The sequence below is a fragment of the Pseudomonadota bacterium genome (assembly GCA_037200975.1).
In the GTDB taxonomy this organism is placed as follows: domain Bacteria; phylum Pseudomonadota; class Gammaproteobacteria; order Steroidobacterales; family Steroidobacteraceae; genus CADEED01.
This window is the reverse complement of record JBBCGI010000001.1, coordinates 478,730-493,997: the sequence shown is the minus strand read 5'-3', so window position 1 is coordinate 493,997 and position 15,268 is coordinate 478,730. Positions and strand designations below refer to the sequence as shown.

The 15,268-nt window shown below is 64.2% G+C and carries 14 protein-coding genes; 11 read left to right on the top strand and 3 right to left on the bottom strand.

Annotation, left to right across the window (positions count from 1 at the left end):
- The first annotated feature begins 43 nt into the window (after positions 1 to 43).
- The 7 genes from WDO72_02245 (at position 44) to WDO72_02215 (ending at position 6,867) form a co-directional block, all read left to right on the top strand.
- Positions 44 to 2,023, top strand: coding sequence for an ATP-dependent DNA helicase (locus tag WDO72_02245; protein MEJ0084479.1), 1,980 nt, complete (start codon positions 44 to 46; stop codon positions 2,021 to 2,023).
- Positions 2,020 to 2,706, top strand: a complete 687-nt coding sequence (tsaB, locus tag WDO72_02240) for a tRNA (adenosine(37)-N6)-threonylcarbamoyltransferase complex dimerization subunit type 1 TsaB (protein ID MEJ0084478.1) — start codon at positions 2,020 to 2,022, stop codon at positions 2,704 to 2,706. The genes WDO72_02245 and tsaB overlap by 4 nt, the downstream gene beginning before the upstream one ends.
- 72 nt (positions 2,707 to 2,778) lie before the next feature.
- A complete protein-coding gene (gene phoB, locus WDO72_02235) occupies positions 2,779 to 3,474 on the top strand; it encodes a phosphate regulon transcriptional regulator PhoB (GenBank protein MEJ0084477.1) in 696 nt (231 codons plus the stop codon).
- Between the two features lie 4 nt (positions 3,475 to 3,478).
- A complete protein-coding gene (phoR, locus tag WDO72_02230; GenBank protein MEJ0084476.1) occupies positions 3,479 to 4,792 on the top strand; it encodes a phosphate regulon sensor histidine kinase PhoR in 1,314 nt (437 codons plus the stop codon).
- Between the two features lie 75 nt (positions 4,793 to 4,867).
- On the top strand, positions 4,868 to 5,596 hold the full coding sequence (gene phoU, locus WDO72_02225) for a phosphate signaling complex protein PhoU (GenBank protein MEJ0084475.1): 729 nt from the start codon (positions 4,868 to 4,870) through the stop codon (positions 5,594 to 5,596).
- A 64-nt stretch (positions 5,597 to 5,660) separates the two neighbouring features.
- Positions 5,661 to 6,161, top strand: a complete 501-nt coding sequence (locus WDO72_02220; protein MEJ0084474.1) for a disulfide bond formation protein B — start codon at positions 5,661 to 5,663, stop codon at positions 6,159 to 6,161.
- A 1-nt stretch (position 6,162) separates the two neighbouring features.
- Positions 6,163 to 6,867, top strand: coding sequence for a glutathione binding-like protein (locus tag WDO72_02215; protein ID MEJ0084473.1), 705 nt, complete (start codon positions 6,163 to 6,165; stop codon positions 6,865 to 6,867).
- Positions 6,868 to 6,876: 9 nt separating this feature from the next.
- Here the strand turns inward: WDO72_02215 and WDO72_02210 are convergent, their stop codons facing one another.
- From WDO72_02210 to dapE, 3 genes are all read right to left on the bottom strand, one after another.
- On the bottom strand, positions 6,877 to 7,878 hold the full coding sequence (locus WDO72_02210) for an inorganic phosphate transporter (protein ID MEJ0084472.1): 1,002 nt from the start codon (positions 7,876 to 7,878) through the stop codon (positions 6,877 to 6,879).
- A 21-nt stretch (positions 7,879 to 7,899) separates the two neighbouring features.
- Positions 7,900 to 8,541: a DUF47 domain-containing protein gene (locus WDO72_02205; protein MEJ0084471.1), complete on the bottom strand. Its 642-nt coding sequence runs from the start codon at positions 8,539 to 8,541 to the stop codon at positions 7,900 to 7,902.
- Between the two features lie 92 nt (positions 8,542 to 8,633).
- Positions 8,634 to 9,761 (bottom strand): succinyl-diaminopimelate desuccinylase, encoded by a 1,128-nt coding sequence (dapE, locus tag WDO72_02200; GenBank protein MEJ0084470.1) that lies wholly within the window; start codon positions 9,759 to 9,761, stop codon positions 8,634 to 8,636.
- 224 nt (positions 9,762 to 9,985) lie between these two features.
- Here dapE and WDO72_02195 point away from each other — a divergent pair, with 224 nt between their 5' ends.
- From WDO72_02195 to pstA, 4 genes are all read left to right on the top strand, one after another.
- Complete coding sequence (locus tag WDO72_02195) at positions 9,986 to 10,996, top strand: PstS family phosphate ABC transporter substrate-binding protein (protein ID MEJ0084469.1); 1,011 nt, start codon at positions 9,986 to 9,988, stop codon at positions 10,994 to 10,996.
- An 85-nt stretch (positions 10,997 to 11,081) separates the two neighbouring features.
- The gene (locus WDO72_02190) at positions 11,082 to 12,458 is read left to right on the top strand and encodes a putative porin (protein MEJ0084468.1); all 1,377 of its coding nucleotides are present in this window, start codon (positions 11,082 to 11,084) and stop codon (positions 12,456 to 12,458) included.
- Between the two features lie 126 nt (positions 12,459 to 12,584).
- Complete coding sequence (gene pstC / locus WDO72_02185; GenBank protein ID MEJ0084467.1) at positions 12,585 to 13,973, top strand: phosphate ABC transporter permease subunit PstC; 1,389 nt, start codon at positions 12,585 to 12,587, stop codon at positions 13,971 to 13,973.
- Complete coding sequence (gene pstA, locus WDO72_02180) at positions 13,957 to 15,264, top strand: phosphate ABC transporter permease PstA (GenBank protein ID MEJ0084466.1); 1,308 nt, start codon at positions 13,957 to 13,959, stop codon at positions 15,262 to 15,264. The genes pstC and pstA overlap by 17 nt, the downstream gene beginning before the upstream one ends.
- Positions 15,265 to 15,268 lie beyond the last annotated feature (4 nt).

The window sequence follows — 15,268 nt, the reverse complement described above, 5'->3', positions numbered from 1 at the left end:
GCCCGTCGCCCGCCATCCTGGCGGGCGAATTTCGGGCCCCTTGATGCAATCACTCGAAGACGTATTCGGTCCGCGCGGGCCGCTGGCGCGTTCGCTGCCTGGGTTCGTGCCGCGGCGTTCGCAGCTGGCGATGGCGCAACGCGTCGCCATGGCCATCGAGAACCGGGCGCCGCTCGTCGTGGAGGCGGGCACCGGCACCGGCAAGACCTTCGCCTACCTCGTGCCGGCGCTGCTGTCGGGCAAACGCGTGCTGATCTCGACCGGCACGCGCACGCTGCAGGATCAGCTCTTCAACAAGGACCTGCCGCTGGTGGCCGGCGCCATCGGCGTGCCGGCCAGTGTTGCGCTGCTCAAGGGTCGCTCCAACTACCTGTGCACGTACCGGCTCAAACAGAACGGCGCGCAGCGCAGCCTCGCCGGCACGCGCGACCGCACGCTGGCGCGCGTGGAGCGCTGGGCGCTGGCCACGCGCAGCGGCGATCTCGCCGAGGTGCCCGACCTGGGTGACGCGCATCCGCTCTGGCCGCAGATCACTTCGACGCGCGAGAACTGTCTCGGTGCCCGTTGTCCCGATGTCGGCCGTTGTCACGTCATGGACGCGCGCCGCAAGGCGATCGAATCCGACATCGTCGTCGTCAATCACCACCTGCTGCTCGCCGATCTTGCGCTCAAAGAAGACGGCTTTGGCGACTTGTTAGGCGCGGCGGACGCCGTGATCCTCGACGAGGCGCACCAGATCCCGGATCTCGCCACGCAGTTCTTCGGCACGCGTTTCGGCAGCCGGCAGGTGGAACTGCTGGTGCGCGATGCGCGCCAGGAGCTCGCGCAGGTGCGGGCGCCCGCGAGCGCGGCGGCCACGGAACTCGGTGCGGTCGAAAAAGCGCTCGCCGCGCTGGCGGAAATTTTCCGCGGCACGCAGCGTCCGGACTGGCTCGCGGCGGATACGCCGCTGGCCGACGCCGCGCAGGATCTTTCCCGCTCGCTGCGTGAGCTCAACGGCGAATTGAACGAACAGAGTCGCGAACCCGGGATCGCGCAATGTTCCTCCCGCGCCACCGAGCTCGCCGCGCGGCTCGAGGAGATCACCCAGGCCGACGAGAACGAAGGTGCGCGCAGCGTCGAACTCACGCAGCGCGGTTTCACGCTGAGCCTGTTGCCGTTCGATGTCGCCGGTCGGTTCTCGAAGATGACGGGCGATACCCGCGCCGCCTGGGTGTTCACGTCCGCGACTTTGTCGGTGGGCGAGGACTTCGCGCATTTCACTTCGCGGCTCGGGCTCGATGCGGCCGAGACGCTCGCCATCGCCAGTCCATTCGATTTCGAATCGCAGGCGCTGCTCTATCTACCCGCGCAGCTGCCGGATCCGTCGGCGCCCGTTCACACCAACGCGGTGATCGACGTGGCGGTGCCGCTGATCGAGGCTTCCGCCGGCGGTGCGTTCGTGTTGTTCACCAGTCACCGCGCCTTGCAACGCGCGGCGCAGCTGCTGCGCGACCGCTGGACCGAACTCGGCGACTTCCCGCTGCTGGTGCAGGGCGAGGCGCCGCGCGAACAGCTGCTGCGCCGCTTTCGCGAGTCGGGCAACGCGGTGTTGCTGGGTACGGCCAGTTTCTGGGAAGGCGTGGACGTGAAGGGTGACGCCTTGCGGCTGGTCATCATCGAGAAGCTGCCGTTCTCATCGCCCGACGATGCGCTGACCAAGGCGCGCATCGAGCACCTCAAATCGACCGGCGGCAACGCGTTCCGCGATTTCCAGCTGCCCGAAGCCGCGCTCACGCTCAAGCAGGGCGTGGGGCGGCTGATCCGCAGCGAAACCGACCGCGGCGTCGTGGTCATCTGCGACCCGCGCCTGGTCGACAAACCCTATGGCCGGGTGTTCCGCGCCAGTCTGCCGCCCATGCCGGTCACGCGGCTGGCGGGCGACGCCGAAAAATTCCTGCGCCGCATTGCCGGAACCCCGGCCGACCAGCTGGCCATGGTGCGCGAACCGGTCATCGAGCCGTTCAGCGACGAGTTCGCGTGAAGATCCTGGCGCTCGACACCGCGACCGAAGCGTGTTCGGTGTCGCTCGGCATCGGCGATCGCAGCATCGATCGTTACGTCGAGCTCGAGCGCGGTCACGCCGAGCAATTGCTGCCGATGATCGACGCGGTGCTGGCCGAAGGCGGCATTGGCCTCAGGTCACTCGATGCCATCGCATTCGGGCGCGGGCCGGGCGGGTTCACCGGAGTCAGGCTGGCGGCCAGCGTCGCTCAAGGGCTCGGATTCGGCGCGGGCGTCGGGGTCGTGCCCGTATCCGATCTGGCGGCGGTCGCCCAGCGCGTCATACAAATGAGTCCCGACGCCACCCGGATCCTCGTGGTCAACGATGCGCGCATGCGCGAGGTGTATTGGGCGCGTTTTAGCGCCGATGCCGGGACATTGATTTCCGATGCGGAAAGGGTCGGCCCGGCGGCCGACGTGCTGCTGCCCGAGCTGGCAGTTGCCGGGCTCGCCTGGGTCGCCGCGGGACGCGGTCTTGCGGCCTGGCCCGCGCTGGCCGAGCGCTGCCGCGAGGCGGGGGCCACCGTGCATGCCGACCTGCTGCCGCGCGCGAGCGAGGTCCTCGCGCTGGCGCGTCCGGTCGTGGCGGCGGGCAAATTGTTGCCGCCGGAGGCTGCATTGCCGGTTTATGTCAGGGATCGCGTCGCGGAACCCTCGGCTTAATCAAACTGCAATAGACTGCCGTTGTAATGCGCACGCCACAAAACCGTCACCTGGGATGTCGTGTCAGCAAACATGTCTGCCAAACAGATTCTGGTCGTCGAAGATGAACGCCCGATACGCGAGATGATCGCGTTCGGACTGCGTCGTGCCGGCTTCGAAGTACGCGAGGCGGCGGACGCGCGCTCGGGCCGTGCCGAAGTCGCCAACAAACTGCCCGACCTGTTGCTGGTCGACTGGATGTTGCCCGACACCAGCGGCCTCGAATTCACGCGCGCCTTGAAGCGCGACCGCGAGACGCGTGAGCTGCCCATCATCATGCTGACGGCGCGCGCGGAAGAGGGCGACAAGGTCGCGGGGCTCGAAGGCGGCGCCGACGACTACATCACCAAGCCATTTTCGCCGCGCGAATTGCTGGCCCGCATCAATGCCGTGCTGCGCCGCGCCTCGCCGATCGAGGGCGCCGAGCGCATCGACATCGAGGGCCTGGTGCTCGACCAGAGCAGCCAGCGCGTGAGTTCCGGTGAACGCACGGTCGCGCTCGGCCCTACCGAATACCGCATGTTGGCTTTCTTCATGACGCACCCGGAACGCGTATATACGCGCGAGCAGCTGCTCGACCGCGTCTGGGGCGGCAACGTCTACGTCGAGGAACGCACCATCGACGTCCACATCCGGCGCCTGCGCAAAGCGCTCGAAGAGTATGGCTTCGATCGCCTGATCCAGACCGTCCGCGGTTCGGGTTACAGGTTCTCGGCGCGCCCCCTCTAGCTACATGACCTCGGGCACCACGGCCTTCGTCTACGTCTCGCTGCGTTTGCTCGCGACGTTGGTCATCGGGGTCACGGTCGGATGGTTCGCCGGCAACATCTGGCTCGGGGTCTGCGGCGCATTGCTGCTGTATCTCGGCTGGAACCTGTGGCAGCTGCGCGAACTGTCGTTCTGGCTGCGAAATCGCAGTGTTGCGGATCCGCCCGACGCGCTGGGGCTGTGGGGTGACGTGGTCGCGCAGGTGGTGCGGCTGCACCGGCGCAAGCGTTTCCACAAGGAGCGGCTGACGCGCCTGTTCCGCGAACTGCGCCGCTCGACCGCCGCGATGCCCGACGGCGTGGTGATGCTCGATCCCGCCGGTGAAATCGTCTGGTTCAACCGCAAGGCCGGCGAAATGCTCGACCTGTCGCGGCGCGCGGATCTCGGACTGCGCATCGACAACCTGGTGCGCCATCCGGATTTCGTCCAATACCTGGCGGGCGGCAATTACTCCTTGCCGGTGGTCGTGCGCATCGACACACCGGTCGAGCGTTTCGTGGCGTTCCAGGTCATTTCCTACGGAGAAGACCGTCGCCTGCTCATGCTGCGTGACGTGACGCGCGACGTGCGCCTCGAGCAGATGCGCAAGGACTTCGTCGCCAATGCTTCGCATGAACTGCGTTCGCCGCTCACCGTGGTCGCCGGCTATCTCGAAACATTCGGCGCCGACCCAAGCCTCGGCGACATGCTCGCGCCGATCGCGGAGATGCGCCGCCAGACCGATCGCATGACACGCATCATCGAGGATCTGCTCGAATTGTCGCGCTTCGAGGCCAACGATGCGCCCATCAAGGGGTTGCCCATCGACGTCGCGGGCATGTCGGCCCTGTTGCGCAAAGATGTGCTGGCGCGGCCGATTCATCCGCGCCAGGTCGATGTCAGTATCGAGTCGGCGGCATGCCTCATCGGCGACGAGGCGATGGTCCAGTCGGCATTCTCCAATCTCGTCGACAACGCGGCCAAATACACGCCCGCCGACGGCAGCGTCCATATCCGCTGGTGGACCGACGACGCGGGTGGGCATTTTTCCGTGCGCGACACCGGTCCGGGGATCTCCGCGGAACACCTGCCGCGGCTGACCGAGCGTTTCTACCGCGTCGATCCAGGCCGGTCGCGGGACACTGGCGGCTCGGGTTTGGGTCTCGCCATCGTCAAACACGCGTTGTACCGGCATGGCGCCCGTCTCGAGATCGAGAGCATCGAAGGGCGCGGCAGCACCTTCACCTGCCACTTTCCACACGAACGTGTGCTCGAACGGCTGGTTGCCGCCAGCGCCTGAGCATTGTCATGATGCCGTCACGTGCCCCTAACAAACTCCGCGGGCTTGGTCCGCGCCGCGAGTATTGAGGTTCCCATGGAAACCGCCGATCTTTCCCACCACATTTCGCGTCGCTTCAACGAAGACCTGGAGCGCGTGCGCACCAAGGTGCTGACCATGGGTGGCATGGTCGAGCAGCAATTGGCCAACGCCGTGACGGCCTTGATCGAAGGCGACAGCAATCTCGGTGTTTCGGTGGCGCGCGACGATTTCAAGGTGAATGGCATGGAGGTGTCGATCGACGAGGAATGCTCACGCATCCTCGCGACCCGCGCACCGGCCGCCGGCGATCTGCGCGTCATCGTCGCCATCATCAAGACCATCACCGACCTCGAACGCATCGGCGACGAGGGTGAAAAGATCGGTTACATCGCCTCGCGGCTCGCCACGATGGAGCGCCCGGCCGACAAGTACCGCGAGATCAAACATCTCGGCCGCATCGTTTCAGAGATGGTGCATCAGGCGCTCGACGCGTTCGCGCGCATGGATTCCGAGGCCGCGTTGCGCGTCGCGCGCCAGGATCGCGTGGTCGACGAGGAATACGAATCCATCCAGCGCCAATGCATCACGTTCATGATGGAAGACCCGCGCAGCATTCGCCGCGCGCTCGACGTCATGTGGATCGTGCGGGCGCTCGAGCGCATCGGCGATCATGCGAAGAACATCTGCGAATACGTCATCTACATGGTGCACGGCAAGGATGTGCGCCACACCAAGCTGGAAGACGTCGAGCGCGATCTGCGCGACCGCGCCTCGGGCGCCTGACACCTGGTACCGCCGCGCCGGACGCGGCGGCGGGACGTTCGGTTTCGCGATATAGTCGCGCGCCATGTTCGACCGACGTCAGAAAATCAATCTCGCGGGCGCGTTCGTCTGCTTCGGCATGGTGGCCTACGCCATCTATACCGAAAAATTCCAGGGACTTCTCCCGTGCCCGCTGTGCATGTTCCAGCGAGTCTGCATCGGCGCTCTGGGGCTCATCTTCCTGGTCGCCGCGTTGCATCGCGCCCGGGTGGTGGGCAGTGCGATCTACGGCTTCCTGATCTTCCTCGCGGCCGGCGCCGCGAGCTGGGTCGCCGCGCGGCACGTCTGGATCCAGCACCAGCCTGCGGGCACGGTGCCTTCCTGCGGCGCCCCGCTCGACAATCTTCTGCAGATGTTTCCGCTGCTCGAGGTGATCCGCAAGGTCATGACCGGGGGCGGGGAGTGTGGCCACGTCGACTGGCAGTGGTTAGGCGTCTCGATGCCGGGGTGGGTGCTGATCATGGCCGTGTCGCTCGGGCTCATCGGAATCGTGAACAACGCGGTCTACCCGCAGCGCCGGCGCTGACATGGCCGACCTGTCCGGTTTCCCGATCACGAAGAAATGGCCGGCGCAGTTCCCGGATCGCATCCAGCTGTACTCGTTGCCGACTCCCAATGGTGTGAAGGCATCGATCATGCTGGAGGAGACCAGCCTGCCGTATGAGCCGCACCTGGTGCGTTTCGAAAACAACGACCAGACCTCGCCCGAGTTCCTGTCACTCAACCCGAACAACAAGATCCCGGCGTTGATCGACCCGAACGGGCCGGACGGGACTCCGCTGCCGTTGTTCGAATCCGGCGCAATCCTCATATATCTCGCCGAGAAATCCGGAAAATTCCTGCCGCGCGATGCCGCGGGGCGTTATCAAACCATTCAATGGCTGATGTTCCAGATGGGCGGCATCGGTCCGATGTTCGGCCAGCTGGGTTTCTTCCACAAATTCGCCGGCAAGGACTACGAAGACAAGCGGCCGCGCGATCGTTACGCCGCCGAGTCGAAGCGACTGCTCGCGGTGCTGAACAATCACCTCGCGAATCGCGCCTGGATGATGGGTGACACCTACACGATCGCGGACATCGCGATCTTTCCGTGGGTGAACAACCTCGTGGGGTTTTACGGCGCCGCCGACATCGTCGGCTACGCGGATTTCCCGCATGTGCAGCGCGTGGTGCAGGCCTTCGTGGCGCGGCCGGCGGTGGCGGCGGGGCTCAAGATCCCCAAGCGCGACTGAACGCGCGGCTCAGAACAGCAAGCTGCCTAACCACCATGCCACGGCCGCGATGCCGGCCGAAGCGGGAATCGTCACGATCCAGGCGATCACGATGTTGCCCGCCACGCCCCACCGCACGGCGGATGTGCCACGGGTCGTGCCCACGCCGATGATGGCGCCCGTGATGGTGTGAGTGGTCGATACGGGGATGCTGAAGTAAGTGGCCATGAACAGCGCGATCGAGCCCGCGCATTCGGCGGCAAATCCGCCGACCGGTTTCAGTTTCGTGATGCGTTGACCCATGGTTTTCACGATGCGCCAGCCGCCGAACATGGTGCCCACGCCGATGGCGAAGAAGCAGCTGATCACCACCCAGGTCGGCAGGTGGTCCTTGGTGGTGAGCCCGTTGGCGATGAGCAGCAGCCAGATGATTCCCATGGTCTTCTGCGCGTCGTTGGCGCCGTGACCCATGCTGTAGGCCGCCGACGAGACCAGCTGCAGACGCCGGAACCATTTGTCCACGCGCCGCGGCGTCTGGCGGAAGAACAGCCACGACACCAGCAGCATGATGCCGGCGCCGAAGATCATGCCCAGCATCGGCGAAATGAAGATGAAGGAGGCGGTCTTGATGATGCCGTAGGCGAGCAGCGGCTCGGTGCCGGCCTTGGCCAGCGCGGCGCCGATCATTCCGCCGATGAGCGCGTGCGAGGAACTGGATGGAATGCCGTAGTACCAGGTGATGAAATTCCAGACGATTGCGCCGACCAGTGCGCCGAAAATCAGCTGGTTGTCGACGAAAGCCGGGTCGACGATTCCCTTGCCGACCGTGGCGGCCACGCCCAGGTGAAAGAAAAACACGGCGATCACATTGAAGAATGCGGCCCAGAGGACCGCCTGCCAGGGCTTGAGCACGCCGGTGGACACGACGGTCGCGATGGAATTCGCCGCGTCGTGAAAGCCGTTCATGAAGTCGAACGCCAACGCCAGCGCAATCAGCAGGATCAGCGAGAGGGAAACCGTGCTCAGGTCCATGAATGAAGCCGAAGCGCCTGATCAGGCGTTTTCGAGAACGACGCTTTCGATCACGTTGGCCACGTCCTGGCACTTGTCCGTGGCCGATTCGAGCAGTTCGTAAACCGCCTTGAGCTTGATGAGCTGGCGGACGTCGGTCTCATTGCGAAACAGCTGGGAGATGGCGCCGCGCATGACCTTGTCGGCCTCGGACTCGAGCTTGTCGATCTCCTGGCAGAGCTTGAGGATCGCGGGGGCGTCCGCCATGGAAGCCATGAGCCCCACCGCCGACTGAACGCGTTCCGCGCAACGCAACACCAGTTCGGCCAGCTGCGTGGCTTCGGGCGTGACTTTCTGGATGTCGTACAACACCAGCGATTCGGCGGTGTCCTGGATGAGGTCGAGCACGTCGTCCATGCGCGAGATCAGGCGATGGATTTCTTCGCGGTCGAACGGCGTGATGAACGTGGTGTGCAGCAGCTGCACGGTTTCGTGCGTGATGCGGTCGGCGCCATGTTCGGCGTCTTCGATCTGCTTGATCCGCGTGGCGCGGTCGGCCTGGTCATCGTAGTGCCGCAGCACATCGGCGAGCGCCACGGCGCCTTCCACGATGAACTTGGCATGGCCATCGAACAGACTGAAGAAACGCCCCTCGCGAGGCATGAGACGCGAGATGAAGTTCATTGATGTTTTCCGCCGACCCCTTTTGCGACGCGGAGTTTAGTGGGTCAGGACGGCGCTGTCACAAAAGGGTCACAGACCCCGATCCGGCCGCTTCAGGCAAGCATTTCTTTCAATGCGTTCAGATAGATGCGATGCAGGCGGTCGATGTCGGCCACATTGACGCTCTCGTTGACCTTGTGGATCGTCGCATTGATGACGCCGAGCTCGACCACCTGCGCGCCAAGCGGCGCGATGAAGCGGCCGTCGGAGGTACCACCGCCGGTCGAGAATTTCGGGCTCAGACCGGTCTCGGCCTGGATGGCGCGGGTTACGCCGGCCGACAGTGCGCCCGGCGGCGTATAAAACGGCTCGCCCGAGATGTACCACTCGAGCGTGAAGCGCACGCCGTGTTTCTTGAGTATGTCTTCCACGACGGTCTTGAGACCATCGATGGTCTGCACCGGTGAATAACGCAGATTGAAGCGCGCCTTGAGCTCGCCCGGGATGACGTTCGGCGCGCCGGTGCCGGCGTTGAAATTCGAGATCTGGAAGCTGGTGGGCTGGAAGTGTTCGTTGCCCTGGTCCCAGGTGCGCGCCGTGAGCTCGGCCAGCGCCGGCGCAAAGGTGTGAACGGGGTTCTCGGCGAGCTGTGGATAGGCGATGTGGCCTTGCACACCATGTACGGTGAGGCGGCCCGAGAGCGAACCACGCCGGCCAATCTTGATGGTGTCGCCCAGCTGGTGTTCGCTCGATGGCTCACCCACGATGCACCAATCGATCTTCTGGCCGCGTTCACGCAGCGTTTCGACCACCTTCTTGGTTCCGTCGACCGAGGGACCTTCTTCGTCGCTGGTGATCAGGTAGGCGATCGTGCCCTTATGCTTCGGATGCGCCTTCACGAAATCTTCGGTGGCCGTGACCATCGCCGCGAGCGCGCTTTTCATGTCGGCCGCGCCGCGCCCGAACAGCATGCCGTCGCGCACCGCGGGCTTGAAAGGATCGCTTTTCCACTCTTCGAGCGGCCCGGTCGGCACGACATCGGTGTGACCGGCGAAACACAACACGGGGCTACCCTTGCCGCGCGTCGCCCAGAAGTTGTCGACGTTGCCGTAGCGCAGGTTTTCGATCTCGAATCCGGCGCTGGCGAGGCGGCGGGTCATCACGTCCTGGCATCCCTGGTCGGAGGGGGTTACGGAGCTGCGCGCGAGCAGATCGAGCGTGAGATCGACGGTGGCTGACATCGCTGCGCGTTATACGGAACAGCGCCCGACGCATCAAGGAGTTTTATGACAGCGGGATGAATTGGAGATATTCCTCGTTTCCCTGCAAACGGGGACGCGGCTGCGTGAAGCGTGGCCGCTGTCATCTTCCCGCAACCTTGCAGTCATAAATTGCCGCCCGTCACAACCGGAGGCAAATACACGTGACTCGCAAAATCGTCTTCTTATCGCTTGCTACCACCGTCATCCTGGGCCTGGGCACACAAGCCGAAGCCCAGTCGGCGCGCGATTCCATCAACATCGTCGGCTCATCGACGGTTTATCCATTTACCACCACGGTCGCCGAACAGTTCGGGCGCCAGGGCAAGTTCAAGACGCCCAAGGTCGAGAGCACCGGCACCGGCGGCGGCATCAAGCTGTTCTGCAATGGCGTCGGCCCGCAGTATCCCGATGCCGTGAACGCCTCGCGCCGCATCCGTCCCGCCGAGCTGCAGAGCTGCGCGCAGAACGGCGTGAAGGACGTCGTCGAAATCAAGGTCGGCTACGACGGCATCGTGCTCGCGCAGAGCAAGGCCGGCACGTCGCTCAACCTGACGCGCAAGGATGTGTATCTGGCGCTCGCGAAGACCGTGCCGGATCCGGCCAACCCGCTGTCGCTGGTGCCGAATCCGTACCAGACGTGGAAGGACGTCAACAAGTCGTTGCCGGCCGTGAAGATCGAAGTGCTCGGCCCGCCGCCGACCTCCGGTACGCGCGATTCGTTCGCCGAGCTGTACATGGAAGCCGGCTGCCGCAACTTCGCCTGGCTCAACGACCTGCGCACGCAGGACGAGCCGAGCTTCAAGCGCAAGTGCGACAGCATCCGTGAAGACGGCGCATATATCGAGGCCGGTGAAAACGACAACCTGATCGTGCAGAAGTTAGGCGCGAACAAGGACGCTGTCGGTGTGTTCGGCTACAGCTTCCTCGAGGAAAACCTCGACAAGCTGAAAGGTGCCGTGGTCGATGGCGTTTCGCCCACCTACGACACGGTCTCCTCGGGCAAATACCCGGCCTCCCGTCCGCTGTTCATCTACATCAAGAAGCAGCACGTCGGCGTGATCCCGGGCATCGCGGAATTCATCGCCGAGTACACGAGTGAGAAGGCGTTGGGCGATGAAGGGTATCTCGCCGAGAAAGGCCTGATCCCGCCGCTCAAGAACGAGATCGGAAAAATTCGTGAAGACGCGAAGGCGTTGAAGCCCCTCAAGCTCTGATGAAGACCCGCGCGGAGCGATCTCCGCGCGGAACTTCGCGCCACATGTAAGACAAATGTCACCCAAAGCATCCAGAGAATCCCAAATGAAACGCAAACTACTCTCCCTGGCCGTCGCCAGCGCCATCGTCGGCGCCGCGGCTTTCAGCCCGGCTCCGGCCTTCGCGCAGAGCGCCGACATCGAGGCTCTCAAGGCGCAGCTTGCCGCTTTGTCCGCCAAGATCGACCAGCTCGAGAAGGCGCAGACCCAGCAGAAGAAAACCGTCGACGATGTGATGGCCACCACCGACAAGACGGCCGACGTGGTCGCGCAGCAGCGCTCCGCGTTGTCGTTCTCGGGCGACGTGCGTTACCGCAACGAATCGTTCGATGTGCAGTACGTCGATCGCAATCGTCAACGCGACCGCATCCGTGCGCGCCTCAATGCGAACTTCCGCGTGAACGACACGATCACCGGCCAGATCGCAATCACGACCGGCAGCACGGATCCGCGCTCCGGCAACCAGACGCTGACCGATCAGAACGCGCGCAAGGATTTCGACCTCGACCGCGCCTACGTCAGCTGGGCGCCGAACGCGCAGTGGAAAGTCACCGCCGGCAAACAGCCGTATGGCTGGGTCCGTTCGCCGGGCCTGTTCTACGACAATGACGTGAGTCCGGAAGGCATCACGATCGGTTACACGACCGGCAATTTCTTCGCCTCGACGTTCTACGACTGGCTCGCCGAGCGGGCGCTGTCGTTCAGCAACGTGACCAACGGCACGAACACCGACTCGATCATGTTCGGCGGCCAGCTCGGCTACCGGATTCCGTTCTCGGACACCGTGAAAATGACCGTGGCCGCGTCGTACATGGATTTCGACGAGGTGCAGGGCTGGAACCCGCTGTTCGGCGGCAACTCGTTCGGCAACACGACGACCACGAGCCCGTCGGTTTGTAACCGCACGCTGGCGGCCGGCACGGCCTGCCTGCTGTCCGACTACGACATCGTGGAAGTGTTCGCGGACGTCACCGCCTCCGTCGGCGGCAAGCCGCTGCGCTTCTTCGCGGACTACGCGCGCAACACCGCGGCGGAAGTGAATCCGGTCGCGGGCGAGAAACTGGATACTGCGTACTCCGCGGGTATCAGTTTCAACGCCGCCACCGCCGTGAAGGGCACCTGGGAAATGGGCCTGCTCTATCAGCAGGTCGAGAAGGACGCCTTGTTCGGCCAGTTGCTCGACTCCGACTTCGGCGACGGCAACACGGACACCAATGGCTTCGCGCTGCGCGGCGGCTACACCGTGGCCCGCAACTGGACGTTGAACGCAACGCTGTTCCTGAACGACCTGTCGAATGACGTTCCGCAGTCGGTGACGGTGTTCAACACCGCCACCCCGGCGCCGCTCGACACCCGGGTGATCTCGAACATTACTGACCGTGATTACAAGCGCTTACAGCTTGATTTGAACTTCAGGTTCTAAGTGATGGGCCGGACCCCGGAGCAGGCGGTCCGGCCCTTTTTCACGAAGTTGTAACAAAGCGGCGTTAAACAGGGTGGCCGCGCGCGAAGAAACGCGGCCAAGCCCCCCGAGAACCGAACAAAACACATGAATCCGGCGGCACTACTACTGGCTCTCGCGCTGCTCTCGGTAGGCGCATTCTGGATCGGCAAATCGCGATCGCTTGCTCTGGTCGGCGGCAGTCGCGGTGTGCGCAATCTGCATTCGCTGCCGTCGCACTACGGATTGATGACCGCGATGTGGTGCGCGCTGCCGGCACTGCTGGTCATTGGTGTGTGGTTGGCATTTCAGGACGCGATCATCCTGCGGCTCATCACGGAACACCTGCCCGCGGGTGTCCGCGATCTACCAAAGAACGAGTTGTCGCTGGTCCTCAACGATGTCCGCAATCTGGTCGCAGGCAACGTTCCAGCCTCGAGCGTCAGCGAAGCGGCGCGTAGTGCGTCCGCCGAATATCTTCACCTGCGCGGCATCAGCCGCATGGCCCTCACGGTGCTGGTGCTGGTGCTCACCATCGGCGCGGTCCTTACCGTTCGCGCGAAGATCACGCCGGAACTGCGCGCCCGCAACCGCGTGGAAGTGGTCATCGAGTGGCTGCTGATCGCCTGTTCGACGATCGCAGTGTTCACGACCATCGGAATCGTGGCGTCCGTGGCGTTCGAAGCGTTCCGTTTTTTCGCGATCATTTCACCGATCGATTTCCTGTTCGGCACGGCCTGGAGCCCGCAGATGGCGATCCGCGCCGACCAGGTCGGTTCTTCCGGATCGTTCGGCGCCGTGCCGCTGTTCGCCGGTACCGCACTGATTTCCTTCATCGCCATGTTCATCGCCGTTCCCATCGGATTGTTCTCGGCTATCTACCTGGCCGAGTACGCGCATCCGCGTTTCCGCACCTGGGCGAAACCGCTGCTGGAAGTGCTGGCCGGCGTGCCGACCGTCGTCTACGGCTTCTTCGCTGCCCTGACCATCGGGCCGGCGCTGCGTGGCTGGGGCGCGAGCATCGGGCTCGACGTCGCCTCCGAAAGCGCGCTCGCGGCCGGTTTCGTGATGGGCATCATGATCATCCCGTTCGTGTCTTCGCTCGCGGACGACATGATCAGCGCGGTGCCGCAGTCGCTGCGCGACGGCGCCTATGCGCTGGGCGCCACGCGCTCCGAGACCATCAAGCAGGTGGTCATCCGCGCCGCGTTGCCCGGCATCGTCGGCGGTGTGTTGCTGGCCGTCTCACGCGCCATCGGCGAGACCATGATCGTCGTGATGGCAGCGGGTTTGTCCGCCAACCTGACCGCCAACCCATTCGAAGCCGTGACCACCGTGACCGTGCAGATCGTCACGCTGCTGGTCGGCGACCAGGAATTCGACAGCCCCAAGACCCTGGCGGCCTTCGCCCTGGGACTGGTGTTGTTCCTCGTCACCCTGCTGCTGAACGTCATCGCGCTGCACATCGTCAGGAAATATCGTGAGCAATACGAATAAGCCGCGCCACACGCCGCAGGAAACCCAGGCGATCGTCGAGCGCAGCCTGCGCCGGCGTTACTGGGCGGAACGGCGTTTTCGCACCTACGGTTTCCTGGCCGTGGTCGCGGGCATGGCGTTCCTGGTGTACCTGTTCTTCGTCATCTTTTCGAACGGGCTGGGCGCGTTTCGCCAGACCGAACTCAAGCTCGCTATCTACTACGATCCGCAGATCGTCGATCCGGCCGGCACACGCAAGCCCGACGACCTGAACGCCGCGGATTACCAGGCGTTGATCCGCGCGGCGCTCAAGGCGAAGTTCCCGGAAGTGGAAGGCCGCGCCGGTGTTCGCGATCTCATGCGGCTGGTGAGCTCGAGTGCGTCATTCGACCTGCAGCACGGCGTCGTCGAAGACCCCGCGCTGATCGGCACCACCCAGGAGGTCTGGCTGCTCGCGAGCGATGCGGTGGATCTGCTGCAGAAGGGCAAGATCGAACGCACACTGCCCGAAGCCGAACGTCCCCTCAACGACGCGCAGCTCGCCTGGACCGACAAGCTGCGCAGCGAGAATGCGCTGGCGCTCAAGTTCAACAAGACTTTCGTGACCGGCGGAGACTCGCGCGAACCGGAGAAGGCCGGTATCTGGGGCGCGGTGGCCGGTTCGTTCTTCACGCTGGTGCTGACGCTGCTGCTGTCGTTCCCGATCGGCGTCGCCACTGCTATCTACCTGGAAGAATTCGCGCGGCGCAATCGCTGGACCGACATCATCGAGGTCAACATCAACAACCTGGCGGCGGTGCCGTCGATCGTGTTCGGCCTGCTGGGCCTCGCGGTGTTCATCGGATTCTTCGGCCTGCCGCGCTCCTCACCACTGGTCGGCGCGCTGGTGCTCACTTTGCTGACGCTGCCGACGATCATCATCGCGTCTCGCGCGGCCTTGAAAGCAGTGCCGCCGTCCATCCGCGAAGCGGCGCTCGGCATGGGTGCGTCGAAGATCCAGACCGTGACTCATCACGTGTTGCCGCTCGCCATGCCCGGCATGTTGACCGGCACCATCATCGGGATGGCGCGCGCGCTGGGTGAATCCGCGCCGCTGCTCATGATCGGCATGGTTGCCTTCATCGTGGATGTCCCGAAGGGCATCACCGACGCCGCGACGGCGTTGCCGGTCCAGGTCTATCTCTGGTCCGACAGCCCGGAACGCGGCTTCGTCGAGAAGACTTCGGGCGCCATCATCGTGTTGCTGGCGTTCCTGGTGGTCATGAATACGACTGCGGTAATCCTGCGTAAACGATTCGAACGACGGTGGTAAGAAT

What these genes read in the sequence shown, in the direction of transcription:
- WDO72_02245 (MEJ0084479.1), top strand. Translation starts at nt 44, where the DNA reads ATGCAATCACTCGAAGACGTATTCGGTCCGCGCGGGCCGCTGGCGCGT.
- phoB (MEJ0084477.1), top strand. Translation starts at nt 2,779, where the DNA reads ATGTCTGCCAAACAGATTCTGGTCGTCGAAGATGAACGCCCGATACGC.
- phoR (MEJ0084476.1), top strand. Translation starts at nt 3,479, where the DNA reads ATGACCTCGGGCACCACGGCCTTCGTCTACGTCTCGCTGCGTTTGCTC.
- phoU (MEJ0084475.1), top strand. Translation starts at nt 4,868, where the DNA reads ATGGAAACCGCCGATCTTTCCCACCACATTTCGCGTCGCTTCAACGAA.
- WDO72_02220 (MEJ0084474.1), top strand. Translation starts at nt 5,661, where the DNA reads ATGTTCGACCGACGTCAGAAAATCAATCTCGCGGGCGCGTTCGTCTGC.
- WDO72_02215 (MEJ0084473.1), top strand. Translation starts at nt 6,163, where the DNA reads ATGGCCGACCTGTCCGGTTTCCCGATCACGAAGAAATGGCCGGCGCAG.
- WDO72_02210 (MEJ0084472.1), bottom strand. Translation starts at nt 7,878, where the DNA reads ATGGACCTGAGCACGGTTTCCCTCTCGCTGATCCTGCTGATTGCGCTG.
- WDO72_02205 (MEJ0084471.1), bottom strand. Translation starts at nt 8,541, where the DNA reads ATGAACTTCATCTCGCGTCTCATGCCTCGCGAGGGGCGTTTCTTCAGT.
- dapE (MEJ0084470.1), bottom strand. Translation starts at nt 9,761, where the DNA reads ATGTCAGCCACCGTCGATCTCACGCTCGATCTGCTCGCGCGCAGCTCC.
- WDO72_02190 (MEJ0084468.1), top strand. Translation starts at nt 11,082, where the DNA reads ATGAAACGCAAACTACTCTCCCTGGCCGTCGCCAGCGCCATCGTCGGC.
- pstC (MEJ0084467.1), top strand. Translation starts at nt 12,585, where the DNA reads ATGAATCCGGCGGCACTACTACTGGCTCTCGCGCTGCTCTCGGTAGGC.